Genomic DNA, 25,346 nt, shown 5'->3' with positions numbered 1-25,346 from the left:
CCCGCGTCGACGCAACAGCTTCTTGAATGTCATCCCGCGGGCCAGGGTGGGTTGGCCGATAAAGAGCACACGTGCAGCGGACCACGATGCAGTCGTACTGTCGAGAGGCTCTTCGGCAGGCACATATGCGCTTGTGCGGGGTATGGGCCTCCCCCAGTGGCAGGCCAGCAGTGAACTGGCGGCGATACACAGCGATAGCATCAACGTAAGCAAATGCTTCTTGGGGGGACGCATGAACGGGCTCTCCAACCTGATCCAAAGGACAGGACCCAGGGCACAGGGCTAATCCTGGATCAGGTGGCGAGGTTACGGAGAATGCCAGCGGTTCACTGTCACAGGCTGTAACACGCGGGTTAGCGTGGGCGTAGGGGCAGGATCAGGGTCAGGCGTGCACCGCCCAAAGGGCTGCGCGTAACGGACAGCTTGCCGCTATGCCATTGGGTCGCACGCCTGGCCAGCGCCAGGCCGAGGCCGAAGCCACCGGGCTCATCGCCGCCCATGGCCAGCCGTACAAAGGGTTCGAATACCTTTTCGCGGTTTTCGGCAAGGATGCCAGGGCCGTCGTCGTCCACGTGCAGCACAAGATGGTGCTCATCCTGGCAGGCCGCGCTGACGCACACCTGTTCGCGGGCGTAGGTGACGGCATTGCTCAACAGGTTGCGTACGATCAAGTGCAATAAGGCGCGGTCGCCGATCAATTGCAGGTCCGCCGGCTCGGTGTCCAGGCTCAGGCGGCGTTGGTGCCCGTCGAGCAAGGCAAACTCCTGATGCAGCCAGTCGCGGATAGGGATGGGTTCATGTTGCAGGTCGGTGGGCGCACCGGCCATCCGGGCAAAGGCCAGGCTGGCGCGGACCAGGGCTTCGAGTTCTTCCACATCGGTTTGCAGGCGTTCCTGCAAGCGGGTACGGGTGAGTGAATCGTCGCTTTTGCTCAGCAAGGTCAAGGCGAAACGCATCCGTGCCAAGGGTGTGCGCAGTTCGTGGGAAACGGCCTGGGACACCTCCCGGTGACGCTCGCTCATGGCCGTAATGTCCTGCGCATGTTGTTGCACGGTTTGCAGCAGCGGCGTCCATTCCTTGCCCATGGCCGGCAGCATGGCGTTGGGCGTGCGAGCCAGGGTGCCCAGGCAGGCATTGAGTGCTTCCACATCGGCGCGACGCTGGCGGCGAGCGCGCAGACCCAGCCACATCCACAGCACCAACGGCAGGCCAGCCACGCACGCGGTGATGCCATAGACCGGGAATTGCAGCAGGTCCTTGACCTCAGCCGTTCCCCACATCGGGCCGAACTGGATCAGGGTGGTGTCGTCGAGCGGAAAGTAGGTGATGTCTTCATCGCTGCTCTGCGCCGGTTGTTGGTGTTTGAGCATGATCAGGGCTTCGGGCGGCAGTTCGATCGCGTCCAGCTTGACCAGGCTGATCGGGTACTGGAAGCGTGCACGCAGCGCGTCCATGCGCGCTTCACGCTGCTCGGCCGGCAACGGCTTGAGCTGCTCCGCCACCAGGTAGCCAGGCCCGGCCATCAAGCGCAAAAAGCTGTATTCACCGACAAACACCGAGGCATTCGCGCACAGCCACAACAGATAAAGCGTCAATGCGCCCCAACTGGTGCCCGCCACGATTGCCATCCATGGCCGTACGTTAGAGCGCATGCTGGGCGCCTTGCGGGATTTCGACAAACAGGTAGCCCTGGGCCGTGATGGTCTGGATGGTCACCGGGCAGTCCAGGCTCATCAACTTCTTGCGCAGACGCGACACGCGCATGTCCACGGAACGATTGAGCCCGTCGTACTCCAGGCCACGCAGGTTTTGCAGGAGCTTTTCGCGGGTCAGCAGCACCCCGCAATGGCGGGCGAAAATCGTGAGCAACTCGAACTCGGCTACCGAAAACTGCAAGGGCACCTCATCGAGCCAGGCGAAGTGGTGGTTGAGATCCAATCGAAACGTGCCCCACTGGTAATAAGCACGCGGGGCTTGCGGATGGCGACGCAGCAGCGAACGGATCCGGGCCAGCAACAGCAGTGGGTCGACGGGTTTAACCACATAGTCATCCGCGCCAACGTTGAAGCCGGTCAGTTGCTCGGCGTTTTCGTCCAGCGCCGTCATCATCAGGATCAAACCGGGGTAGTGGTCGCGGATCTGTCTGCACAGGGTAAAACCGTCGATGCCCGGCAACATCACATCCAGAATCAGCAACGCCGGCTGCTCATCACGGATACGCTGGGCCGCGCGATCGCCGCGATGCTCCACCGACACGGTAAACCCTTCGGCGCGCAGGAACTCGGCGGTCAGTGCGGCCAGAGGGCGGTCATCTTCGATCAGCAGCAGGGTGTCGGACATGAAAGGGCGTCGTCGCCGGAGAATGGGCGCAAGTGTTACGCCCTTGCCCCTGCGTAGGCAAGGGCTCGGGGTGACGATCAGCGGGCGCTGATTGCCGGCGTCACGTCCTTCGGCGCTTTCCAGCTCAGCAATTGCTGTTTGAATCCATAGCTCGCGGCCTGGTAGTAAGTGATGGCGCGCAGGATCAGCGGGTCATCGCTGCCCACCCGCAACTCCTGGCTTTCCCCCAGCGCCTGGTCATGGCGACGCAGGCCCTGGCGTGGGCTGAGGATCGCCAGGTCTTTGCCGTCAAACAGTCCCAGGTGCTGGTAGTTGCCGACCACAACACGCGGTGGCAGCGGGTTGTCTTGCAACAGGTTGCGACCGAAGAACGTCGATTCGTAGCTCAGGTTGATCAGCCCCAGCAAGGTCGGCGCCAAGTCGATCTGACTGGCCAGTTGCGCGGTCTCCCGTGCCTCGACCAGCTTGGGGGCATAGATGAACAGCGGAATCTGGTAGTTGGTGATCGGCAGGTCTTCCTTGCCGGCGCTGCCGGCGGTGTGGTCGGCGACGAACACGAAGATCGTGTTGTCGAACCACGGCTTCTGGCGTGCAGCCTCCAGGAATTCGCCGATGGCATGGTCGGTGTATTTCACCGCACCGTCGCGGCCGTTGCCGGATTTGATATCGATGCGCCCATCGGGATAGGTGTAGGGGCGATGGTTGGACGTGGTCATCAGTTGCAGCAGGAAGGGTTGCTGCTTGGCGTAGTCCGCATCGGCCAGTTTCAGGCTTTGTTTATAGAGGTCTTCGTCGGCCATGCCCCAGGCGTTTTTAAACGATATTTCTGACTCGGGCACGCTGCTCTGGTCGACGACCCGATAACCGTTGCCGCTGAAGAATGCATTCATGTTGTCGAAATAACCGCGCCCGCCGTAGACGAATACACTGTCGTAGCCGATGGCGCTGAGCTGCTGGCCGAGGCTGGCGAAGCCGCTTTCGCGGCCGATGCGCTTGACGATCGAACGGCCCGGCGTCGGTGGGATCGCCAGGGTGATCGCCTCCAGGCCTCGGTCGGTGCGAGTGCCGGTGGCATAGAAGTTATTGAAGTACAGGCTTTGTTTGCGCAGGGCATCCAGGTTGGGCGTCAGGTTGCGCTCGTCGCCGTTGCTGCCCATGTACTTGGCACTGAAGCTTTCGATGGTCACCAGCACGATATTGGGTTTGCGCAACGTGCCGGGGTTGGTGATAGCACGGCGGATATCCAGCGGGTCTTTGTCGATGAAGCGGGCGTTGGGCTCACTGAGCTCGGCGCGCAACTGTTTGGCAACCACGTCCGCCGGCAGGCTTTTATAGAACTGGGTGTAGTCCAGTTCGTTGTTACGGAACGCAGCAAAAAACTGGTACGGGCCATTGCTTGCCAGCTCGTTCTTGTAGGCGTTACCGCCTAGGGTGCGCGGGCTGTCCTGGCTGATCAGTTGCAGGCTGAGGCCCGCCACCACCAACAGGCCCAGGGCGTTGACCAGGCGGCCACGCAGCGGTGGCAAAGGCGCATTCATCGCGGCATTGAACGGTTTGCGCAGGGCCAGGCTCAACACAATCGCGAGCATCGCCAACAGGCTCAGCAGCTTGCCGATCGGGTAGGACTCCAGCACGTTGTTCAGCACTTCATCGGAATACACCAGGTAGTCGACGGCGATAAAGTTGAAGCGCACGCCGAACTCATCCCAGAACAGCCATTCGGCAACCGACGTGAACAACATGGCGAACAGGCTGACCGTCAGCACCGCCTGCAAAAACCAGCGGTGCCCACGACGACGCCACAGCGCAGGTGGGCAGAGCAGCAGGTACAGACCCAACGGCAGCGCCGCGTAGGCCAGAAAACCCAAGTCGTAGAGCAGGCCCACGCCAAACACTGGCAACAGGTTGCCACCGACTTCATCCAGGTGAGTGATGAGCAACACGCTGCGCGTGAGCAGGAAAACAACCAGCCAGGCACCGGTTACCAACAGCAAATAGCGCATAGGCGCTGTTTTGAGAAACCCCATGTCTATGTTCCTTATATCAATGGGTGGCGATCTTCGCTCTGACACTGTAGTCAACTTGTGAAGCTATAGTGAAAATCTCGTTCAACTAAAATATCGGTTGAAAACCTTAATCGACGGGCCTTCCAGGTCTATCCCTGAGTCACAGTTGGCCTTAAGCTGCGCGAGCCAACACGGCCGTTACCGCGTACGGAGACACTGCCCATGCGAATTCTATTGGTTGAAGACAACCGCGATATTCTGGCCAACCTGGCCGATTACCTGGGGCTAAAAGGCTATACCGTGGACTGTGCGCAGGACGGTTTGTCGGGCCTGCACCTGGCCGCCACCGAGCATTACGACCTCATCGTGCTCGACATCATGCTGCCCGGCATCGATGGCTACACCCTGTGCAAACGCCTGCGTGAAGATGCGCGCCGCGACACGCCGGTGATCATGCTCACCGCCCGCGACCAATTGGATGACCGGTTGCAGGGCTTCAAGTCTGGCGCCGATGATTACCTGCTCAAACCGTTTGCCCTGTCGGAACTGGCCGCGCGTATTGAAGCGGTGCTGCGCCGTGCCCAGGGTGGCGGGCGCCGCGCCCTGCAAGTGGGTGACCTGAGCTACGACCTCGACACCCTGGAAGTGACCCGCGAAGGCCGCTTGCTCAAGCTCAACCCAGTTGGCCTGAAACTGCTGGCGGTGCTGATGCAAAAGAGCCCGCACGTGTTGCGCCGCGAAATCCTTGAAGAAGCCTTGTGGGGCGACGACTGCCCGGACAGCGACAGCCTGCGCAGCCACGTCCACCAATTGCGCCAAGTGATCGACAAACCGTTCGCCAAGCCGTTGCTGCAAACGGTGCACGGTGTCGGTTATCGCCTGGCCGAGGGTCGTGATGGAGTTTAAGCAAAGCCTTGCCCAACGGATCATCATCGCCTTTGCGTTGATGAGTGCGTTGGTGGCGGGGGCCTTCGCCATGGGCATCGTCGCGACGGTGCACCTGGTGGAAGAGAAGTTGATCTCGGCGGGCCTGGGCGGTGACCTGCAGCGCTTGCTGCTGATGGACACGGTCGAAGACTGGCGGCACCGGCCCGAGCCGGATCAGCTGTTTTACTTCAGCGGTGGCCCTGGGGATTTTGAGTTGCCCAAGGATTTGCGCCACCTTGAGCCCGGCTTCCATGAAGTGTTCCGCGAAGCGCTGTCGTACCACGCCATGGTCGAAGTGGTCGACGGCCGGCGCTACGTGTTGCTGCAGGATCAAAGCGATTTTGAAGAGCGCGAGCGCGTGCTGTTTGCCGTGGTGCTGGTGGGTTTCGTCCTCAGCCTGGCGCTGGCGGTGTTCCTCGGTTGGGTGCTGGCGCGCAAAGTGATGGCGCCGGTCGTGCGGCTGGCCCGTCAGGTGCGTCACCGTGACCAACTGCTGGGCCTGGCTCCGCCGTTGGCACCGGATTACGCGGCGGATGAAGTGGGTGAACTGGCCGTGGCCTTCGATGCCACCCTGGGACGCCTGCGTCAGGCGCTGTCCCGTGAGCAGTTGTTCACCAGTGATGTCAGCCACGAATTGCGCACACCGTTAATGGTATTGGCCAGCTCCTGCGAGCTGCTGCTGGAAAACCCGGCCATCGACCAGCGTGGGCGCAACCAGGTGCTGCGTATCGCCCGGGCCTGCGAAGAGATGCGCGAACTGGTACAGACCTTCCTGATGCTGGCCCGTGCCCAGCATGATGAGTCGGCCATGTCGCCGCAGGTCAGCCTCGCGCAGGTGGCCGATGATCTGCTCGGTATCTGGCGCGAGCCCATCGAGCAAAAAGGCCTGGAGCTGATCTACAACCCCGGTCACCCCCTGGACACGCGCTATAACACCACCTTCCTGCACGCCGTCATGGGCAACCTGCTGCGCAACGCCCTGCACTACACCGAACACGGGTTTATCCGCCTGACCCTGGAACCCACGGGCTTTGTGGTGGAAGACAGCGGGGTCGGTATTCCCGAAGACAAACGTGAGGCGATGTTCGAGCCGTTTGTACGCGGCAGCGAGAAGCGCGGAGAAGGCCTGGGCCTGGGGTTGTCGCTGGTCCAGCGCATCTGCGAGAACCAGGGCTGGACCGTGAGCCTCAGCACCATGGAGCCCAATGGCTGCCGCTTTCATGTGCAACTGAGTCAGGTCAACGCCTGACTCCACCCTCTGCCGCTATCCTGCCAGAGATCACCGTCATTCGGCGAAGATGGCCCCATGCCATTGCTTGTGTCTGTAAAGTCTTGAAATGTATGGGGATTGGACAGGACAAGTTTTTCACAACGGGTTGACCTGTTGATCACAGACTGCTGCTTAAGGTTGTAGGCATCAGCAACTGGAGATCCGTCGATGTCTACCCCGACCAAACTCGAATTTTCCGAAAAGTACGACGACGAACACGCCCAAGAGTATTTGCTCAAGCATCAGGACAATCTGGCCCGCCGGTTGTCCCACAAACGCGACGAGCAATTGGCCCGTGGTGCGCTGGCGATGGCCGGTGAGCCTGGCCTGGTGCTCGACTTGCCGTGCGGCGCCGGGCGTTTCTGGCCGCTGCTGGCCGAAAAGCCCAATCGCGTCATCATTGGCGCCGACAACTCGGCGTCGATGTTGAAGGTCGCAACGGCTGCCCAGCCCGCCGATGTGGTGAAACGGGTACGACCCTTGCAGACATCTGCGTTTGATATCGATCTGCCGGATAACTCGGTCGACAGCATTTTTTGCATGCGCCTGTTGCACCACATTGGTGATCCGGCGCACCGACTGGCGATATTGCGGGAGTTTCAGCGCGTTACCCGTGACAGCGTGATCGTTTCGCTGTGGGTCGATGGCAATTTCAAAGCCTGGAAACGCAAGCGTCTCGAAGAGCAGCGTCGCAAAAAAGGTGAGCAGGAAGGTTACCAAAACAGATTTGTGTTACCGGCTGCTACTGTTGAAGCAGAATTCGAAGAAGCCGGTTTCCGTGTTCAGGAGTCCCTGGACTTCATTCCGCTCTACGCCATGTGGCGAGTGTATGTATTGCGCAAGAGGTAACAGGATGGCAGTTGAGTGCGTAGCAGGCAGTCATGTAGCGCCCGAAGAACGCTTTGATTATTTCTGGCGCCAGCAAGGCGAGTGGGTCGAAGAACCCAACCGTCGCCGTGGTGGTGAAAGTGGTGTGCAACGCGTGATGAGTGCCAATGGACGCTTGCTCTACAGCAAGCGCCAGACCGGGCACATCTACCGCAGTTGGTTGCACCCGTTTGGCCGTCCCACTGTGTTGCGTGAGCGGGATGCCATCAAGGGCCTGCGCCTGTTGGATGTACGCGTACCCGAGATGGTTTTTTGCGAGGCGCGCCGCGACCCTGAGCACCACTGGCAGGCACTGTTGGTGACTGCGGCCCTCGATGGCTTCGACGAAATCGAAAACTGGTATGCCGCCGGTGGTCGTGAACAGTACGGCGAGCTGGTGCATGAGCGCGTGCTCAAGGAGCTTGCTGGCACCTTGGCGCGTATGCACCGTGGGCGCTGGCAGCATGGCTGCCTGTACATCAAGCACATTTTTGTAAGAGTGACCGGCCAGGGCGACTCGGCCAACGTCGAAGTGGCGCTGCTGGATTTCGAGAAATGCCGCCAACGCTTGACCGCTTATCGGGCCGCTTCCCATGACATGCTGCAACTGCGCCGCCATTCGTCGTGGAACGACACGGACTGGAAGAAACTCAGCTACTTTTACGAGACGGCGTTTGGCAGCGCTATCAAGGGTTTAACCAGATGAAGCTAGAAATAGCACGAGGTTTGTTCCTGGTCGGGGCGTTGGGCGTTGCAGCCTTGGCGCTGGCGGCCTGGGAACAGCCTCGCACACAGGTGCTCAGTGCAACGCAGGGTGGCGCGCAATGCCTGTTGCCGCGCGTCGCCAAGGCGAGCACCGCAGCCAAGCCTGATCATGAGTTGTTGCTGTTCATGTTTGGCATGTCTCAAGGGATGAGGCCACAGAGTTGAAACGATTCAAACCCCCACGAAAGGGCCTTGCGATGCGAGGCCCTTTTTTTTGCTGTGCGCCAGCTCAGATCAGATGCAGGTGGTTATCCCAGAGCCCGGCGGGCAATTCCAACGGCTTTGCCACCAACGGTTTCTGACGACAATCGTAGAACCGGCAACGACCTTGGCCCGAGGTCACGACAAAGCCATCCTCGACGGCGCCGACACCGGCACAGTCGGGCAGTGGTCCATCCAGGCGCAGCTCGCCACTGTCCATGTCCCAGATAAAGAAGCGGTTGCCCCGTGGAGCCGTCAACGCCACCAGGCGCAAATCGCTGTGCACCGCGACGCTGGCGGTGTAGTGCCCCATGGCCTGCAACTGCTCATCCGCCACCGGGAACGCCACGAAGGGTTGGCCCGGCCGCTTGATTGCCAGCAACTCGGAACGCTCCTGTGACGCGCCCATGAACTGCTGCCCGGTGAGGATGGTGCCATCGCTGGCGATCCCCATATGGCGCACGCTGTTCATCTGCTGGTCCAGGGTTTCCTTGCTGATCAGGCTGCCGTCGCGGTGCATCAGCACCAGGCTTGGTTCCATGGCGTTGAGGTTCATTTCCACGCGGCTTTCGGCTTCGGTGCGAATGCCGCCGTTGGCCACCACCAGGGTTTCGCCGTCGGGCATCCACGACACCTGATGCGGGCCGATGCCGTGGGTGGACATCTCGCCGGTATGCACCAGCCGCTCGCCTTCGAACTTATACACACCGAGCAGGCCACGGCCGGGGTCGGTCGTGTCGTTCTCGGTGGCGTACAGCCAGTCGCCACTCTTGTGAATGACCGCGTGGCCATAGAAATGGCGATTCGCCTTGGAGGTGATGGTTTGCAGCAGCGTGCCATCGCGCAGGTCGATCAGGTAACTCTCGGTGCCTGGGCGACGGGCGACAAACAGTGCAATCGGCAGCGTCGGGTGGTTGATGATGTCGTGGCAGCGCTGGCCGACCTGGGTGGCAAACACCTGCTTGCCGTCCAGGCGATAGCCCACGGCGTAGTGCCTGCCGTCTGCATCATCCCGCGCCGAGAGCAGCAGCGGGCCCTTGTCTTTCCCTTTGAACAGCGTCCAGCCGCCCAACGTGAGCGCACTGAGCAGCACGCTGCCAACCGCCAAAGCCTGTCGCCTGAGCATCATCAGTCACCGTCGTTGGCGTTAAAGCCCAGTTGGATACCCAGCGCCTTGGCCAGCTCGCCTTCGTGCAGGCGGTGGACGACGTTGAGGCTGTCGTAGAGATCGTTGAGCTGCTGGCGCCCGGCGTCGTCGGCCAGCAGTTCATTGAGGGTGCGCTGGTTGCTGGAGAACAGTTTCAGCGACGCGGCGTAGGCGGCGTCGATCTTGTCGGCCAACGGCTTCTGCTCGGACGGCAGCAGGCCACGCAGGCCTTTGTTGTCGACGCCGACCCATACGGTCTGAGCGGCGGCGAGGCTGGCTTCGAGGCTTTGCAGGGACGACTGGCTGCGCCATGCATCGGCCTGGAAGGGCTGCGGGATGCCCTTGGTCTGGCGGCCCATTGGCGTGCCGAGTTTTTTCTTCAGGGTGTCCAGTGCGGTCACTTGGACGCGCAGCAGATCGGCAATGGCTTCGTGGGAATCGGCGTAGCGCTGGTTCGGAAACTTGGTCATCTGTGCCAGCATGCCGTCGGTGCTGTTCCAGCTGGCCAGGATCTCTTCGGCCAGGGCCTTCTGACGGTCGCCGATGGCCACCAGCAGCGGGCAGTAACGGGCTTTTTGCGCGTCGTCGGCGATGTCGGTCTTGGCGTCGTAGAGGATGTATTCATAGGCCGACAGGCCTTGCACCACCACACTGGATTTGGCCAGGGCGGCGCCATCGATCTGCGGCTGGCTGGCGACCAGTTGCTCGACCTGGCGGCCGACCAGGTTCTTCTTGTCCGGCCAGAACTGCACCTGCCACGAACGGTTGCCCTCGGCCAGCGGGCCGATCAGCAGCGGTTGCAGCTCGGCCCAGGCCTTTTGCGCGTGCAGGAAGTCGGCACGGGCAGTGTCCAGGCTCTCTTTGCCTTGGCAGTAGGCCAGGGCGCTGACGGCCAGTTGGCGGTCGGCTTCGACCCAACGGCTGTAGGTCGGCAGGATCACTTGCTTGGCGATGGCCGCCGAGGTCACCGCTTGCGGGTCTTGCGGCGAGCAGGCGCCGAGGGCGAGGGCGGCCAGGCTGGTGAACAACAACTTGGGACGGAACATGTCGAGCTCCCTTCTGTAATTGGGGCGAAGCTTATAAAGAATTCAGGAACGCCAGCAACGCAGCGCGCTGCTCGGCATTAAAGGACAACACATGCTGCTGCGCCGCTTGTGCTTCACCGCCGTGCCACAGCACGGCCTCCAGCAGGTTGCGGGCGCGGCCGTCATGCAAGAACTGGGTGTGGCCACTCACGGTTTGTGTCAGGCCAATGCCCCACAACGGCGGCGTACGCCAGTCGCGGCCACCGGCCTTGAATTCGCTGCGGTTGTCGGCCAGGCCTTCGCCCATGTCGTGCAACAACAGGTCGCTGTACGGACGAATCACTTGGTTGGCCAGCTCAGGTTCAGCGGCATTGGCCGCCGTGGTGAACGCGGGTTTGTGGCAACCCTGGCAACCGGCCTGGTAGAACAGGTTCTTGCCGGCCAGCACCTGCGGCGTGTTGACGCCACGGCGCGCCGGCACGGCGAGGTTGCGGGTGTAGAACAGCACCAGGCGCAGGATGTTGTCGCTGACTTCCGGCTCGCCATCGGGGCCATTGCCGTTGGGGGCCTGCTTGCAGGCGACTTGGGCATCGGTGCAGTCATCGAAGGGTCTCAAAGAGGTGGTGAGGCCCATATCACCAGAAAACGCGTGAACATTTTGTTGATTGAGGTTGGGTTGCCCGGCTTTCCAGCCAAAACGCCCGAGTACGGTTTTTTGCTGGGCGTCGTCCCAGACCCAATTGGCGCGGCCGACGATGGCTTCTTTGTCGGCGGTCTTCGGGTCGGTATTGCGCAGGATATCGGCGTCGCTGATGGCTTCGAGCAGGCCCAGGCCGATCATGGGCGGGGCGATGCGTGCGGAGAAGCGTGTATCCGGATGCATCGGGCCGTAGCCGAGCTGGGTGATCTGCAGGTCCGGCTTACGCAGCTCGACCACCGTGCCGTCCTTGAACGTCACGTTGACCGGTGTGTAGTCGACCCGCACCTTGCCTTCAGGCTGCACGCCCGGCACGGCCATGTCCTGCAATTGCCCGCCGTAGACCGGCTCGGGCACCACGCCGACCTGTTCGATGAGCTTGGCATAGGGCGCCGCATCCGGAATCGACAGGCGCACCAGCATCGACACTGCATTCGGTGCGTCGGGCAGCGGCGGGTGCCCACGGCCATCCTTGATATGGCAGTTCTGGCAGGCATTGGTGTTGAACAGCGGTCCCAGGCCATCACGCGCGGTGGTGGTGGACGGCGCGATCACCCAGGGGCTGCGAAAGAAGCTGTTACCCACGCTGAAATCCAGGCGGCGGGTAGGCGACAGGTTGGCCGAGGGCAGGGAAAACGCATTCTGGTCGCGCTTGTTCACCGTTGCAGCACCGCCCGCCCGTGATTCACCCGGCTCGGCCTTGGTAAACCTGGGCGCGTCATCGCAGGCTGCCAGGCTAAAGGCCAGCACGGCTGCGGACAGGCGAAAAAGCGAACGGAGCATCGAGTTTCCCGGACGATGGCGAAAAATAAGGTCGCAAAGTCTAACAGGGCGGGGCGCAATGAATAAGAGCAATTATCGTTTGGTCGAATCCGATTCATTCCCGCTAGAATGGCCGCACATTTTTCTCTGGAGGTGGCCAATGCAGGCTCTCGACGCTTTGCTCAACCGTGTTTCCGTGCCGCGTCTGCTGGAACCGGCACCGACCCAGGAGCAGCGCGACGTGCTGTTCGCCGCCGCGATGCGCGCCCCCGACCACGGTCAATTGCGCCCTTGGCGCTTCCTCACCGTTGAAGGTGCCGCCCGTGAGCAAATGGGCACGCTGCTGGCCGAGGCTGCGCGCCTGCAAGACGCCGACGCGCCACAAGCCGCCATCGACAAGGCCCAGAACGGCCCGTTGCGTGCGCCGTTGGTGGTGGTGGTGATTGCCCGTTTGCAGGAACACTTCAAGGTGCCGAAATCCGAGCAATTGCTGGCAGCCGCCTGTGCGGCCCACGGCATCCTGCTGGCGGCGTATGCCCAGGGAATTGGCGCCGTTTGGCGCACGGGTGAACTGTCCTATTCGGCCCATGTCGCCAAAGGCCTGGGGCTGACGGCAGACGAGGAAGTGATTGGCTTCCTTTACCTGGGCACGCCGCAGAATCCACCGCGCACAGCGCCCAAGGAAGATGTGGCGGCGTTTGTCAGTGCCTGGACCGGCGTTTAAACCCTGAACTGATCCATCAGCTTCATCTGCTGGCTGGCCAACGCATTGAGTTGGCTGCTGATGGCCGCCGACTCGGTGGCCTGGCCGGTGAGGGTTTCGGTCACAGTGCGGATCGCCGAGACATTGCGGTTGACCTCTTCGGCCACGGCGCTCTGTTGTTCGGCGGCGCTGGCGATTTGCAGGTTCATGTCGCTGATTACGGTCACCGCATCGCTGATCTTACCCAAGGCCTGCACCGCTTGATGGATCTGCCCGGCATTGCTCTGGGCCTGGCTCTGGCTTGAATGCATGGTCGCCACCACGCCACGGGTGCCGCTTTGGATGCGTTCGATCACCAGGCGGATTTCCTCCACGGAGTCCTGGGTGCGCTTGGCCAGGTTGCGTACTTCGTCGGCCACCACCGCAAAGCCACGGCCGCTCTCCCCAGCGCGTGCCGCTTCGATGGCGGCGTTCAGCGCCAGCAAATTGGTCTGCTCGGCGATGCTGCGGATCACTTCCAGCACCGAACCAATCTGCTCGCTGTTGACCGCCAAGGCTTCGACTTCGCCCACGGCCTTGCTGACTTCTTCGGCCAGGGTGGTGATGTCGCGAGTGCTCTGCTCGATGATCGACATGCCTTCGCGCGCCGACTGATCGGCCCCGCGTGCCGCGCTGGCGGCATTGGAGGCGCTGTTGGCGACATCGTGGGCAGTCGCGCTCATTTCGTTGGAGGCCGTGGCCACCTGGTCGATCTCGCGGAACTGCACCTGCATGCCTTCGCTGGTCTGGCGCGCGATGGCGGAGGACTGATCGGCGGTGCCACGGGCTTCGGTGATGCTTTGCTTGATCTGGGCGATGGTCGGTTGCAGCTTGTCGAGGAAGCGGTTGAACCAGTTGACCAGTTCACCCAACTCGTCCTTCTTGGCGTAAGCCAGGCGTTGAGTCAGGTCGCCGTCGCCGCTGGCGATGTCTTTGAGCATGGCGGCCACGCTGTTGATTGGGCGAGTTACGCCGGTGGCGGTCAGCCAGATCAGCAGCAGGCCCAGCAAGCCGGCCGCGGCGGCCACCAGCAGCGCCTTGAGGGTGCCGGCGGCCTGGGCGTCGTCGAGTACGCCTTGCAGTTTCGCGTTATCGGCGAGCATCACGTCTTTGGGCAGCTTGATCACCACGCCCCAGGCTTTGGCGTCGGCAATCGGCTTGACCGGGTACACGGCACGAATGGTGCCGTCCTGTTCGCGGATCATGCGGTTGTCACTGGCCAGCAACTGCACGATTTCCTTGCCTTCGGCGCCAAGCGTGTCGATCAGGTTCTTGCCGACCTTGGCCGGCTCACCGCTGTAGGCCGCGATCAGGCCGGTGCTTGAGAGGATTTCCAGGTGTGCGGCGCCATTGAACAGGTCTTTCTGTGCGATATCAGTGGTGGCTTGCAACGCATTCAGGGCGATGTCGACGCCCACCACGCCGATAACCTTGCCGTCCACGATCAGCGGCAGCGAGATGGTCGTCATCAACACGGGTTTGCCGGCCACGGTGTCTTCGTACGGGTCCAGCAGGCAAGTGTTACGCGTGTCGCGTGGGCAGGTGTACCAAATGTTGTAGGGCGTGCCGCTGAGGTTGAGGGTGGTCTTGGTCAAGTCGTCCTCGACCATGATGGTGTTCAGGCCTTCGCCTGCGGCGCGGCTCCAGTAACTGGAGAGGCGGCCTTTTTCGTTGGAGACGCGGGCTTTGTCGTCGATGAACTCGCTGTCCCTGCCGTCCAGGCCATTGGGTTCGAATGAAAGCCAGATGCCCAACACCTTATTGTTACGGTCAAAGGCGGTTTTCAGGCTCTGGTTGAGCGCCTCGCGCAACGCCCCAGCTTCAAGCCCGCGCTGGGTGGCCAGCTTGCGCAAGTCCTTGATCTGGTCGGCCAGTGCGGTCACGGCCACCAGGCTATCGCCGAAGGTTTTCTGCAACTGCACCGCTTGCTCGGCAGCCTTGGCCTGCAGCAATTGCTCAACGCTGGCGGTGAGCATGCGCGAACTGGAGTCGCTGACCAGTTGATCGTTCTGGTTGGTGTTGTAGATGTTGATGCCGACGACCAGCGCGATCACCCCCAACAGGCAAAGGCCCGACAGCAGCACGATTTTCAAGCGAATGGAGAGGGTGTCGAACATAGGTTCACTCACGAATGGACTTGTTGGAAAGCACGCAGTGCAGGCCAAGTCCATTCAGCGCTATGTCTGAAACATCGGCGTCATGAATCAATTCATGAGAGAGAGGCGATGAGCGGTAGGAAAAACCCTACACGCGCCGTTATATGGGCGTTGCAAGCCGTTCCGGGCGTGACCATATCCACAGGTTGCCCAGGCTCATTCCGGCGATTGCGAGGTAGATCGGCCAGCCATGATCGAGCATCACCAGCATCAGGATGGCGCACAGCAGCATGCTCACCGTGGCACTGACTTTGGCCCGGCGGGCGATGATCTTGCCGTTGCGCCAGTTGAACAGGATGGGCCCGAACAGCCGGTGGTTTTCCAGCCAGGCGCTGAGGCGCGGTGAGCTTTTGGTGGCGGCCCAGGCGGCGAGCAGGATGAATTCGGTGGTGGGCAACCCCGGCACGACAATCGCCACCAACCCGATGCCCAGGCTGACGTAGGCCAGCAGGCCGAAGAGGATCCGGGCGATTTTCGAGGTGGATTGGGTTTTGCCGGTCATGGGAGCGATTTACAGAGTCGAGGAAGCAGGAGCGGATGAAGCCGCTCCTACAGGGTATCAGGCCAGTTCAGGGGCGCTAGCGTACGCTTGTTCCAGCAAGACGGTGAAGCGTACAAACGCGTCGATTGCGCCTTTTTCCACCGCAGCCTCTTCCTCGGCGCTGAATTCCAGGGCATCGAGCGTACGGGTGAAGCGCTTCCAGCCTTCGGCACGACCACCGGCCGGTTCGCCCAGGTGACGGGCACCGAAGGTTTCGCTCAGGCCCAGGCCCACGGCGCGCTTGATCAGGAACGCAGCGCCCAGCTTGGAGCCTTCGGACACGAACAGCCAGCCCAGGGCTTCGGCCTTGCTCGGGTTCTTCACGGCGCCGGCGACCGGTGCAGGCACTTCGGTGTCGAGGTCGCCCAGGTCCAGCTTGGCGGCTTCGGCGCGGCAACGCTCGGCCAGGTCCGGCACGATCTTGATCAGCTCGGCATCGTTGTACAGCGCCACCAGTTCCGACTGGAACAGGTACTGCGCGACCACGAAACGCGCGAAATTGGCCTGGGTTTCAAACGGCGCGTGGGCTTTGACCAGGGCGTCGAGCTTGGTGTGTGGCTCGTTGGTGATCTGGTTCAGGCGCTGGGAGCGAAGGTTTGGGCGTTCTGCGGTTGGAGAAGCGGTCATGAAAAAGTCCTTGAGAAGGGGAGCGCCTGGGTGCCCTAAAGAGAGCTGTTATCAACTAGACGAACAAGAAGACGCGGCACAGTAAAAAATCCTCACCTCGTCGATGAAATTTCGACGAGGTGAGTGGGGTGGATCAGATGTCCCAGATCACGTTGATCGCAAAGTTGCGACCCGGCTGGGTCAGGCGGTCGAGGTTGGCCGGGGAGGTCACGCCGGCTTCGCCGACGCCGTCGTAGCTGCGTACGTCGTCCCAGTTCCAGTACTTCTTGTCGGTGAGGTTGTAGAGGCCGCCGTTGAGGGTCACGTCGTTGGTGACCTTGTAGAAGCCGGTCAGGTCGACGATGCCAAAGCCTGGGGTCTTGAACGGGCCCTTGGACTTGTCGCCGTCTGGCGAGAAGAAGGTGGTGCTGTCGACGCGGTTCTGTTTCTTGACCAGTGTCCAGCTGACCAGCGCGCCGTATTGTTCCTGGTCGTAACCCAGACCGAACACGCCCTTGAGCGGGTTGACGCTGTTGAGGGGCTCGCCGGTCTCGTCGTTGCGGCCATAGGCGTACGCCACCGCACCTTGGGTGTACAGGCCTTGGGGCGCGCCAAACGCGTCCAGGTTCATGCGGCCCTTGGCTTCGATGCCCTTGATGGTGGCGCGCTTGATGTTGAACGGCTGGAAGATCGTCCCGGTGGGGGCGACAGAGGTGTTGTCCTCGTCGATGAAGTCTTTGTACTTGTTGTAGAACACTGCGACATCGAAGTTACCCGCGTCGAAGTTACCGCGAATCCCGGTCTCGATGCCTTTGCTGGTTTCCGGCTTGAGGCTCGGGTTTGGCTCGACCACGTACCCTTGCTGGATATTCTCAAAGCGGCCGTACAGGGCCTTGGCTGACGGCGTGCGGAAGCCTTCGGCGTATTGGCCGAACCAGGTGTAGTGGTCAGTCAGCGCGTAGGTCAGGCCGAATTTCGGCGAAACACGGTGCCAGGTCTTGGTGTCGTCGTCGTGTGGGTAGATCCGGTTCGGGTCGGTGGCGTTGAGGAAGTCCTCGGTCAGCTTGGGTTTGAGCTGGGTGTAGTCATAGCGAACGCTGGGCAGGAAGGTCCAGTTGTTCCAGGCGATCTGATCCTGGGCAAACAGCGAATAGGTGTTGATGGTCGGGTCCGGGAAGTCGCTGGCCTTTCTCACGCTGTCTGTGGCGGACGGGCTGGGGGCGCCGATGGCGGTACAACCGCTGCCGACGGCCAGGCAGGTGGCGGCACCTTCACGGGACCCGGTGACTTTCTGCTGCTTGAGGGTGGTGCCGTAGGTCACTTGGTGATCGGTGTCACCGATGCTGAAGGCCTTGTCCAGTTGGGCATCGAATACCCATTGTTTTTCCTGGTAGAGCGTATCGCGGGTCCGCAGCACGCGACGGCCTGCCTGGTAGATCTCGGCGGTGGTCTGGTCGGTCTTGGCAATCTGATAGTTGAGGCTGGTCTTGATGCGGTCGGCAATCGGCGATTCGAGCGCGAAGCTGTTTTCCAGGCCGAAGCGCTCACGGGTGATGGTGTCGTTGCCCGAGCGTGCGCGGTACAGGTTGGGGGAGACGGGGGCGCCAGTGTTGAACGGCCCGCCTATGGCGTTCTTCTGGTTAGTGTCGCGATCGTCCTTGTACTTCTCGTAGGTCAGGCCGAGGCGATTGTCTTCACCATAATTCCAACCCAGCTTGGCCAGGATGTTGGTGGTGCGCGCGTCCTCCGGGTTGGCGCCGGTGCGGGCCAGGCCGGTGGCGTTATTGCCGTCGTAGGACTCCATTTCATGACCGTTGCGTTGGCTCAGGTGCAGCAAGCCGTCGAAGTCCTGCACGCGACCAGCGAAGGTGCCGGAGGTCAGCCAGCTTTCATCGGCGGAGCTGTAGCCGGTCTTGAGACGGGCGCCGACGTCCTTGCCGGGCTTGATGATGTCGTCCGGGTCGAGGGTGAAGTAACTCACTGCGCCGCCAATGGCGCTGCTGCCGTACAGGGCCGAGGCCGGACCCCGCAGGATCTCGACGCGCTTGACGATTTCCGGGTCGACGTAGTTGCGACGGGTCTTGGCGTAGGGGCCGTTGAAGAAGTTATCCGGCACTTCCACGCCATCGACCTGAGTGAGGATGCGGTCGCCGTCGATGCCGCGAATGTTGAAACCGGCGTTACCGGCACGGGTGCCGGCGCCACCGACCGAAACGCCGGGCTCATAGCGCACCAGCTCGCGGATGGTATTGACGTTCTGGCGGTCCAGCTCTTCGCGGTCATGCACGCTGACGGTGCTCGGTACGCTGCTCACGTCCTGCTCATTGCGGGTGGCGCTGATGGTCACCTGTTGCAGGTTGAGGGTGCTGCCCGCTGCGCGTTTTTCCAGAACGATGTTGTTGCTGCCCAATTTGCGATAGCTCAGGTTGGTCCCCACCAACAGCCGGTCCAAGGCTTTTTCCGGCGGCAGCGGGCCGCGCACGCCAGGGGACGACACACCCTGGCCCAACTCAGCGGGCAGGCCGACTTGCCAGCCGGTCACGGCGGTAAAGGCGTTGAGGGCCGAGACCAGCGATTGCTGCTCGATGCTGAAGTTGTAGTTGCCGTGACTGCGCGCAGCAGGTTCGGCGGCGGTGGCGCTCATCACTGGCGCACCGGCCAGCAGAATGGCGGCCGTCAGCAAGGACAGGACGGGCGAAGAGGACCGGCGGTTGAAACAAGAGGACATCGAGAGCGCTCCGGGGTACGAATCTTATAGTTGCGAACTGAAACAAATAGGAATCAGTTGCATTGGCTAAGACGAGACGTACCACCCTCAGCTATCGAGTAAAAATAATTCTCATTTAGTTCAAGATCACCAGCGCCGGGTATTCCGACAGCTTGGCCGAGGTGATGTGGGCCAGGGATCGCACCACATCCAGAGGCTGGTCGAGGCGATAATTGCCGGTGACGGCGACACTGGCCAGTTGGTCATTGGTGTTGACGATCCAACCCGGGTAATAGCGACGCAACTCGGCGAGCACTTCGCTCATCGGGCAGTTTTCGAAAATCAGCCGTCCTTGCACCCAGGCCAGGTCCTTGTTGGCGTCCAGCTTGGCCGGCTGGCCGAAGCCCTTGGGCCCGATGCGGATGCTTTCACCGGCGCTCAGGCGCACGCGGGCATCATCGAAGGTGTTGCTCAGGTCGACATCGCCGCGTTGCACTTGCACCTGGGCTTCGCCATTCAGGTAACGCACGGCAAAAGCCGTATCGCGCACGCTGGCACGGACAGGGCCGGCGTCGATTTCCAGGGGCAGGCCGTGGCTGGGCACGATTTCGAAAAACGCCTCGCCCTGGTACAGGCGGGCGATGCGCTGGTGGTCCTTGATGCTGCTGGAAAACGCCGAGTTGGTGTTCAGCAGCACCTTGGAGCCGTCGTCCAGTTGCAGGCGCTGGCGTTCGCCCACCACGGTGAGGTGGTCGGCTTGCAGGCGTACCGGCAGGTTGCTGAAGCTGAACAGGCCGATCAGCAGCACGGCGGCGGTAGCCAGTGGTTTCCAATGCGGTTTGATGCGGCGCCAGGCGCTGGGCTTGCGCGGTACGGCCAGTGCGACGGCGGCACTGTGCACCGGCGCGCCACCCCAGGCGGCCTGGGCCTTGGCGAAAGCATGAACGTGGGCGGGATCGCTGGCCAGCCAGGCTTCGAATTCGGCTTGCTGCCCGGGTTGCGGGCACTGCAAGGCGATCAGCCAGTCGAGGGCTTGATCCATAGCCGTGTCTTGCAACACCTCATGAGCCAGCTCATGGGGCTGCAGTTTATTCGGGTCCGTCACGGTGTTCCTCGGGTCTTCGCCACGTTCTATTCAACTTTCCTACAGCCTGGGTCGACGCTTCTTTCGGGTGAAGCTTAAGGCCGATCCAGCCGTTCGGCCACACCTACACAGATGGCCATGATCAATTTGAGTTCCTTTTGCACGGTGCTCAAGGACACTTCCAACTGATCGGCAATCTCTTGGTAGCTGCAACCATGCAGGCGGCTGAGGATGAAGATCTGCTGTTGGCGGGCGCTCAACTGGCCCAGGCTGACGCTCAAGGCTTCAAGCATTTGCTCGGCCTGGGTGGCATCTTCGGGTGTGCTGATGGGGGCAGCGACGCTTTGCAGGACATCCAGCGGGACATCTTCCTGCAGCGTGCGGGCCTGGATCCTGCGCGCGCGCAGATGATCCAGCGCCAGGTTGCGCGCCGTCTGATAGACAAAAGGTTCAAGGTGATCGATCGGCCGCTCGCTCAGGGCCCGAGTCACGCGCAGGTAGGTTTCCTGCAACAGGTCCTCGGCGGTGCTGTGGTTATTCACCATCCGCTGCAAGGTGCGAAGCAGAACCACCCGTTGGGTGAGAAAAACGTGGTTGAAGCGAGATTGGCTCACAGTGATACCAGACCGATTTGCAGTGAATGATAATGCTTATCATCAACGCAAATGGCAAGTAGCTATTTCTGTGAGCCTTTTCCCGTGAGGGTTATTCGGCGTTACACAGCGCCAGGCAGTTATCCAACATACGGTTGGAGAAGCCCCACTCGTTGTCATACCAAGCCAACACTTTCAGCAATTTGCCACTGACTTTGGTGTGATTGGCATCGAAGATCGACGACAACGGGTTGTGATTGAAGTCGCTGGAAACCAGCGGCAAGGTGTTGTAACCAAGGATCTTGGAATGCTGGCTGGCATCCTTGAGCAACGCATTGACCTGTTCGGCAGTGGCTTCTTTCTTCAACTGCACGGTGAGGTCCACCAGCGACACGTTGATCACCGGTACACGCACCGCCATGCCGGTCAACTTGCCCGCCAGTTCCGGCAGCACCAGGCCGACGGCTTCAGCTGCGCCGGTCTTGCTCGGGATCATGTTCTGGGTGGCCGAACGCGCACGGTACGGGTCGGTGTGGTAGACGTCGGTCAGGTTCTGGTCATTGGTGTAGGCGTGAATCGTGGTCATCAGGCCACTTTCGATGCCCAACTCGCGGTGCAGCACCTGGGCCACAGGCGCCAGGCAGTTGGTGGTGCACGACGCGTTGGAGATGATCTGGTGGGATTGGCGCAGAATGTCGTGGTTCACACCGTAGACCACGGTGGCGTCCGCGCCCTTGGCCGGTGCCGAGATGATCACCTTGCGCGCGCCGGCGGTAATATGGGCGGCAGCCTTGTCACGGTCGGTGAACAGACCGGTGCATTCGAACACCACGTCGATCTTGTGCGCAGCCCACGGCAGGTCGGCGGGGTTGCGAATGGCACTGACGGCAATCCGGTCACCATTGACGGTCAGGCTTTCCTGATCGTGGGCGACCTCTGCGTCGAAAGTGCCATGCACGGTGTCGTATTTGAGCAGGTGGGCGTTGATCGAACTGTCGCCCAGATCGTTGATGGCGACGATCTGCAAATCCTGGCGGTAGCCTTGGGTATACAGTGCGCGCAGGACATTACGGCCGATACGGCCAAAACCATTGATTGCGATACGAAGAGTCATTGGAAAGTGCCTGTCGTCGATTTGTTGTAAGAATTACAAGATTATTCGCATAAAAATAGAAAACAAGCCTTTTTAGTGGCAATATTTTGTTCAATCTACAACGAGTGACCTGAATCAACTGGTCCGATGATCCAAACGACTCCCTGCCATCCCATGCGCTGCGGGCGTTTGATCAGCATAGACACTCAGGTCGCCACATCCGTTAGCCTGGAGTTCTACACATGCATCCCCGCGTTCTTGAGGTCACCGAACGGCTTATCGCCCGTAGCCGCGCCACCCGCGAGGCCTACCTTGCGCTCATTCGCGGTGCAGCCACCGACGGTCCGATGCGCGGCAAGCTGCAATGCGCCAACTTCGCCCACGGCGTGGCCGGTTGCGGCACTGAAGATAAAAATAGTCTGCGCATGATGAATGCCGCCAACGTGGCAATTGTTTCGTCATATAACGACATGCTCTCGGCTCACCAGCCGTACGAGCATTTCCCTGAACAAATCAAGAAAGCCTTGCGCGAAGTCGGCTCGGTCGGCCAGTTCGCCGGCGGCACCCCCGCGATGTGCGATGGCGTGACCCAGGGCGAGCCGGGCATGGAGTTGAGCCTGCTCAGCCGTGAAGTCATTGCCATGTCCACGGCGGTAGCGCTGTCCCACAACATGTTCGATGCCGCGCTGATGCTGGGCATTTGCGACAAGATCGTCCCCGGCCTGATGATGGGCGCGTTGCGCTACGGCCACCTGCCGATGATCTTCGTGCCGGGCGGCCCGATGCCGTCGGGCATCTCCAACAAGCAGAAAGCCGACGTGCGCCAGCGTTATGCCGAAGGTAAGGCCACTCGCGAAGAGCTGCTGGAATCGGAGATGAAGTCCTATCACAGCCCCGGCACCTGCACCTTCTACGGCACCGCCAACACCAACCAGCTGCTGATGGAAGTGATGGGCCTGCACCTGCCGGGCGCCTCGTTCGTCAACCCGTACACGCCGCTGCGCGATGCGCTGACCCGCGAGGCCGCGCACCAGGTCACGCGCCTGACCAAAGCCAACGGCAGCTTCATGCCGATCGGCGAGATCGTCGACGAGAAATCCATCGTCAACTCCATCATCGCCCTCAACGCCACCGGCGGTTCGACCAACCACACCCTGCACATGCCAGCCATCGCCATGTCGGCGGGCATCATCCTCACTTGGGACGACATGGCCGACCTCTCCGAGGTGGTGCCGACCCTGTCCCACGTGTATCCAAACGGCAAGGCCGACATCAACCACTTCCAGGCGGCGGGCGGCATGTCGTTCCTGATCCGCGAACTGCTCGAAGCTGGCCTGCTCCACGAAGACGTCAACACCGTGGCCGGTAAGGGCCTGAGCCGCTACACCCAGGAGCCCTTCCTGGTCGACGGCGAACTGATCTGGCGCGATGGCCCGATCGAAAGCCTCGATGAAAGCATCCTGCGTCCCGTGGCCCGAGCGTTTTCGCCGGAAGGCGGCTTGCGTGTGATGGAAGGCAACCTCGGTCGCGGCGTGATGAAAGTGTCGGCCGTGGCGCCGGAGCATCAGATTGTTGAAGCACCGGCGGTGGTGTTCCAGGACCAGCAAGACCTGGCCGACGCGTTCAAGGCCGGCCAGTTGGAAAAAGACTTCGTGGCCGTCATGCGCTTCCAGGGCCCGCGCTCCAATGGCATGCCCGAATTGCACAAGATGACGCCGTTCCTCGGCGTGTTGCAAGACCGTGGCTTCAAAGTCGCACTGGTAACAGACGGGCGCATGTCCGGCGCGTCGGGTAAGATCCCCGCCGCGATTCACGTCAACCCCGAAGCCCAGAGCGGCGGGCCACTGGCGCGGGTACGCGATGGCGATATCATTCGCGTGGATGGCGTGAAGGGCACCTTGGAGCTTAAGGTGGACGCCGACGAATTTGCAGCGCGCGCGCCTGCCACGGGCCTGTTGGGCAATAACGTGGGGGCCGGTCGCGAGCTGTTTGCATTTATGCGCTTGGCCGCAAGCTCCGCAGAGCAGGGCGCCAGCGCCTTTACCTCTGCCTTGGAGACGCTTAAGTGAAGCTTGCGCTGGTCGGTGATATCGGGGGCACCAACGCCCGTTTCGCGTTGTGGCGCGATCAGGAACTGCATTCGATCCGCGTGCATGCCACGGCGGATCACTCCAGCCCTGAAGACGCGATCAAGGTTTACCTCAACGAGGAAGGCCTGCAAATCGGCGAAATCGGTGCGGTGTGCCTGTCGGTCGCCGGACCGGTGAGCGGCGATGAATTTAAATTCACCAACAACCACTGGCGCCTGAGCAAGACTGCGTTTTGCAAGACGTTGCAGGTCGATGAACTGCTGCTGGTCAATGACTTCTCGGCCATGGCCCTGGGCATGACCCGCCTCAAGCCCGACGAATTCCGTGTGGTTTGCGAGGGTACGCCGGAGCCGTTGCGCCCGGCGGTAGTGATTGGCCCTGGCACAGGCCTGGGAGTCGGGACGCTGCTGGACCTCGGCGCAGGTCGTTTTGCGGCGTTGCCGGGGGAGGGCGGGCATGTCGACCTGCCCCTGAGCAGCCCGCGTGAAACCCAGCTGTGGCAGCACATCTACACTGAGATCGGCCACGTCAGCGCCGAAACCGCCTTGAGCGGTGGCGGGTTGCCGCGTCTGTACCGTGCCATTTGCGCGGTCGACGGCCACACGCCGGTACTGGAAACCCCCGAGGCCATCACGGCCGCAGGCTTGGCCGGCGACCCGGTGGCGATGGAAGTATTGGACCAGTTCAGCATCTGGCTGGGCCGCGTCGCCGGCAACAATGTGCTGACCACCGGTGGACGCGGTGGCGTGTACATCGTGGGTGGGGTGATACCGAGGTTTGCCGACTTCTTTATCAACAGCGGCTTTGCCAAGAGTTTCGCCGACAAGGGCTGCATGAGCGACTACTTCAAGGGCATTCCGGTGTGGTTGGTAACCGCGCCGTATTCCGGGTTGACCGGGGCCGGCGTCGCGTTGGAACAGGCGTTTGCCTGACCTGCAACACTTATAACAACAAGGAGGACCCCGTGAGCGTAATCAGTAAATCGATTCTCCTCGTCGACGACGACCAGGAAATCCGCGAATTGCTGCAGACCTACCTCAGTCGCGCCGGTTTCCAGGTGCGTGGCGTGCCGGATGGTGCGGGGTTCCGCCAGGCGATGAACGAGGCGCCATGCGACCTGGTCATCCTCGATGTGATGTTGCCGGACGAAGACGGCTTCAGCCTTTGCCGCTGGATCCGCCAGCACCCACGCCAGGCGCAGGTGCCGATCATCATGCTCACCGCCAGTTCCGACGAGGCCGACCGCGTGATCGGCCTGGAGCTGGGCGCCGACGACTACATCGGCAAGCCTTTCAGCCCCCGCGAGTTGCAGGCGCGGATCAAAGCCCTGTTGCGTCGCTGCCAGTTTGGCCAGGAACGCAGCAGTGGTGGCGAAGTGTTGGTGTTCGATGAATGGCGCCTGGATATGATCAGCCACCGCCTGTTCCATGTGGATGGCGAGGAAGTGATCCTTTCCGGGGCCGATTTCGCCCTGCTCAAATTGTTTCTCGACCACCCGCAACAGATCCTCGACCGCGACACCATCGGCAACGCTACCCGTGGCCGTGACCTGATGCCGCTGGACCGTATCGTCGACATGGCCGTCAGCCGCTTGCGCCAACGCCTGCGCGACACTGAAAAACCCCCGAGGCTGATCCGTACCGTGCGCGGCAGCGGTTATCAACTGGCAGCCAGCGTGGTTGCCGGCAATGCCCACTGAACATCTGACTGAGCGCCGCCGCCGCTTC

At 61.5% G+C, this 25,346-nt stretch carries 22 protein-coding genes; 9 read left to right on the top strand and 13 right to left on the bottom strand.

What is annotated here, in order from left to right; genetic code table 11:
• Window positions 1–353 precede the first annotated feature (353 nt).
• From AYR47_RS00825 to AYR47_RS00815, 3 genes are all read right to left on the bottom strand, one after another.
• Window positions 354–1,652: a sensor histidine kinase gene (locus AYR47_RS00825; protein ID WP_061433940.1), complete on the bottom strand. Its 1,299-nt coding sequence runs from the start codon at window positions 1,650–1,652 to the stop codon at window positions 354–356.
• The gene (locus AYR47_RS00820; protein ID WP_061433938.1) at window positions 1,642–2,340 is read right to left on the bottom strand and encodes a response regulator transcription factor; all 699 of its coding nucleotides are present in this window, start codon (window positions 2,338–2,340) and stop codon (window positions 1,642–1,644) included. The genes AYR47_RS00825 and AYR47_RS00820 overlap by 11 nt, the downstream gene beginning before the upstream one ends.
• 77 nt (window positions 2,341–2,417) lie before the next feature.
• The gene (locus tag AYR47_RS00815; RefSeq protein WP_033898554.1) at window positions 2,418–4,367 is read right to left on the bottom strand and encodes an LTA synthase family protein; all 1,950 of its coding nucleotides are present in this window, start codon (window positions 4,365–4,367) and stop codon (window positions 2,418–2,420) included.
• 201 nt (window positions 4,368–4,568) lie between these two features.
• Here AYR47_RS00815 and colR point away from each other — a divergent pair, with 201 nt between their 5' ends.
• The 5 genes from colR (at window position 4,569) to AYR47_RS00790 (ending at window position 8,340) form a co-directional block, all read left to right on the top strand.
• A complete protein-coding gene (colR, locus tag AYR47_RS00810) occupies window positions 4,569–5,252 on the top strand; it encodes a two-component system response regulator ColR (RefSeq protein WP_003175870.1) in 684 nt (227 codons plus the stop codon).
• Window positions 5,242–6,522, top strand: a complete 1,281-nt coding sequence (locus tag AYR47_RS00805; RefSeq protein ID WP_033898552.1) for a sensor histidine kinase — start codon at window positions 5,242–5,244, stop codon at window positions 6,520–6,522. Before colR ends, AYR47_RS00805 begins: the two co-directional genes overlap by 11 nt.
• A gap of 189 nt (window positions 6,523–6,711) precedes the next feature.
• Complete coding sequence (locus AYR47_RS00800; protein WP_061433935.1) at window positions 6,712–7,392, top strand: class I SAM-dependent methyltransferase; 681 nt, start codon at window positions 6,712–6,714, stop codon at window positions 7,390–7,392.
• Between the two features lie 4 nt (window positions 7,393–7,396).
• Window positions 7,397–8,116 carry a lipopolysaccharide kinase InaA family protein gene (locus AYR47_RS00795; RefSeq protein ID WP_033898549.1) on the top strand — a complete coding sequence of 240 codons (720 nt, stop codon included), beginning with the start codon at window positions 7,397–7,399 and terminating at the stop codon, window positions 8,114–8,116.
• Entirely contained in the window at window positions 8,113–8,340 is a 228-nt protein-coding gene (locus AYR47_RS00790; RefSeq protein ID WP_028617789.1) for a hypothetical protein, read from the top strand. The genes AYR47_RS00795 and AYR47_RS00790 overlap by 4 nt, the downstream gene beginning before the upstream one ends.
• Before the next feature lie 64 nt (window positions 8,341–8,404).
• Here the strand turns inward: AYR47_RS00790 and AYR47_RS00785 are convergent, their stop codons facing one another.
• Genes AYR47_RS00785 through AYR47_RS00775 form a run of 3 tightly spaced genes read right to left on the bottom strand, consistent with a single transcriptional unit; the run spans window position 8,405 to window position 12,028 of the window.
• Window positions 8,405–9,502: a DUF1513 domain-containing protein gene (locus AYR47_RS00785; protein ID WP_061433933.1), complete on the bottom strand. Its 1,098-nt coding sequence runs from the start codon at window positions 9,500–9,502 to the stop codon at window positions 8,405–8,407.
• A gap of 2 nt (window positions 9,503–9,504) precedes the next feature.
• Window positions 9,505–10,569 carry an imelysin family protein gene (locus tag AYR47_RS00780; RefSeq protein ID WP_061433931.1) on the bottom strand — a complete coding sequence of 355 codons (1,065 nt, stop codon included), beginning with the start codon at window positions 10,567–10,569 and terminating at the stop codon, window positions 9,505–9,507.
• A gap of 31 nt (window positions 10,570–10,600) precedes the next feature.
• On the bottom strand, window positions 10,601–12,028 hold the full coding sequence (locus AYR47_RS00775; protein WP_061433929.1) for a di-heme oxidoreductase family protein: 1,428 nt from the start codon (window positions 12,026–12,028) through the stop codon (window positions 10,601–10,603).
• Between the two features lie 139 nt (window positions 12,029–12,167).
• On the opposite strand from AYR47_RS00775, the gene AYR47_RS00770 reads away from it, so the two are divergent.
• Complete coding sequence (locus AYR47_RS00770) at window positions 12,168–12,731, top strand: NAD(P)H nitroreductase (protein WP_016975503.1); 564 nt, start codon at window positions 12,168–12,170, stop codon at window positions 12,729–12,731.
• Here the strand turns inward: AYR47_RS00770 and AYR47_RS00765 are convergent.
• From AYR47_RS00765 to gap, 7 genes are all read right to left on the bottom strand, one after another.
• A complete protein-coding gene (locus AYR47_RS00765) occupies window positions 12,728–14,866 on the bottom strand; it encodes a methyl-accepting chemotaxis protein (protein WP_061433927.1) in 2,139 nt (712 codons plus the stop codon). The genes AYR47_RS00770 and AYR47_RS00765 overlap by 4 nt on opposite strands.
• Window positions 14,867–15,005: 139 nt before the next feature.
• On the bottom strand, window positions 15,006–15,407 hold the full coding sequence (locus AYR47_RS00760; RefSeq protein ID WP_033898545.1) for a YbaN family protein: 402 nt from the start codon (window positions 15,405–15,407) through the stop codon (window positions 15,006–15,008).
• A gap of 57 nt (window positions 15,408–15,464) precedes the next feature.
• Window positions 15,465–16,073 carry a biliverdin-producing heme oxygenase gene (locus AYR47_RS00755; protein ID WP_033898543.1) on the bottom strand — a complete coding sequence of 203 codons (609 nt, stop codon included), beginning with the start codon at window positions 16,071–16,073 and terminating at the stop codon, window positions 15,465–15,467.
• A 133-nt stretch (window positions 16,074–16,206) separates the two neighbouring features.
• Window positions 16,207–18,780 carry a TonB-dependent receptor gene (locus AYR47_RS00750; protein WP_033898541.1) on the bottom strand — a complete coding sequence of 858 codons (2,574 nt, stop codon included), beginning with the start codon at window positions 18,778–18,780 and terminating at the stop codon, window positions 16,207–16,209.
• Between the two features lie 115 nt (window positions 18,781–18,895).
• The gene (locus tag AYR47_RS00745) at window positions 18,896–19,864 is read right to left on the bottom strand and encodes a FecR family protein (protein WP_061433925.1); all 969 of its coding nucleotides are present in this window, start codon (window positions 19,862–19,864) and stop codon (window positions 18,896–18,898) included.
• Between the two features lie 74 nt (window positions 19,865–19,938).
• On the bottom strand, window positions 19,939–20,457 hold the full coding sequence (locus AYR47_RS00740) for an RNA polymerase sigma factor (protein ID WP_033898538.1): 519 nt from the start codon (window positions 20,455–20,457) through the stop codon (window positions 19,939–19,941).
• A 91-nt stretch (window positions 20,458–20,548) separates the two neighbouring features.
• Window positions 20,549–21,550, bottom strand: coding sequence for a type I glyceraldehyde-3-phosphate dehydrogenase (gap, locus tag AYR47_RS00735; protein WP_038845935.1), 1,002 nt, complete (start codon window positions 21,548–21,550; stop codon window positions 20,549–20,551).
• 221 nt (window positions 21,551–21,771) lie between these two features.
• Between gap and edd the strand changes: the two genes are divergently transcribed.
• From edd to AYR47_RS00720, 3 genes are read left to right on the top strand one after another with little or no spacing between them, the layout of a single operon-like run.
• Window positions 21,772–23,598: a phosphogluconate dehydratase gene (edd, locus tag AYR47_RS00730; protein WP_028617778.1), complete on the top strand. Its 1,827-nt coding sequence runs from the start codon at window positions 21,772–21,774 to the stop codon at window positions 23,596–23,598.
• Entirely contained in the window at window positions 23,595–24,551 is a 957-nt protein-coding gene (locus AYR47_RS00725; RefSeq protein WP_033898534.1) for a glucokinase, read from the top strand. Before edd ends, AYR47_RS00725 begins: the two co-directional genes overlap by 4 nt.
• A gap of 32 nt (window positions 24,552–24,583) precedes the next feature.
• On the top strand, window positions 24,584–25,318 hold the full coding sequence (locus tag AYR47_RS00720) for a response regulator (RefSeq protein ID WP_016975493.1): 735 nt from the start codon (window positions 24,584–24,586) through the stop codon (window positions 25,316–25,318).
• Window positions 25,319–25,346: the final 28 nt, after the last annotated feature.

The sequence above is a fragment of the Pseudomonas azotoformans genome, from assembly GCF_001579805.1.
In the GTDB taxonomy this organism is placed as follows: Bacteria; Pseudomonadota; Gammaproteobacteria; order Pseudomonadales; family Pseudomonadaceae; genus Aquipseudomonas; species Aquipseudomonas azotoformans_A.
Note: the sequence above shows the minus strand (reverse complement) of the source record. Positions and strands in the feature narration are given on the sequence as shown.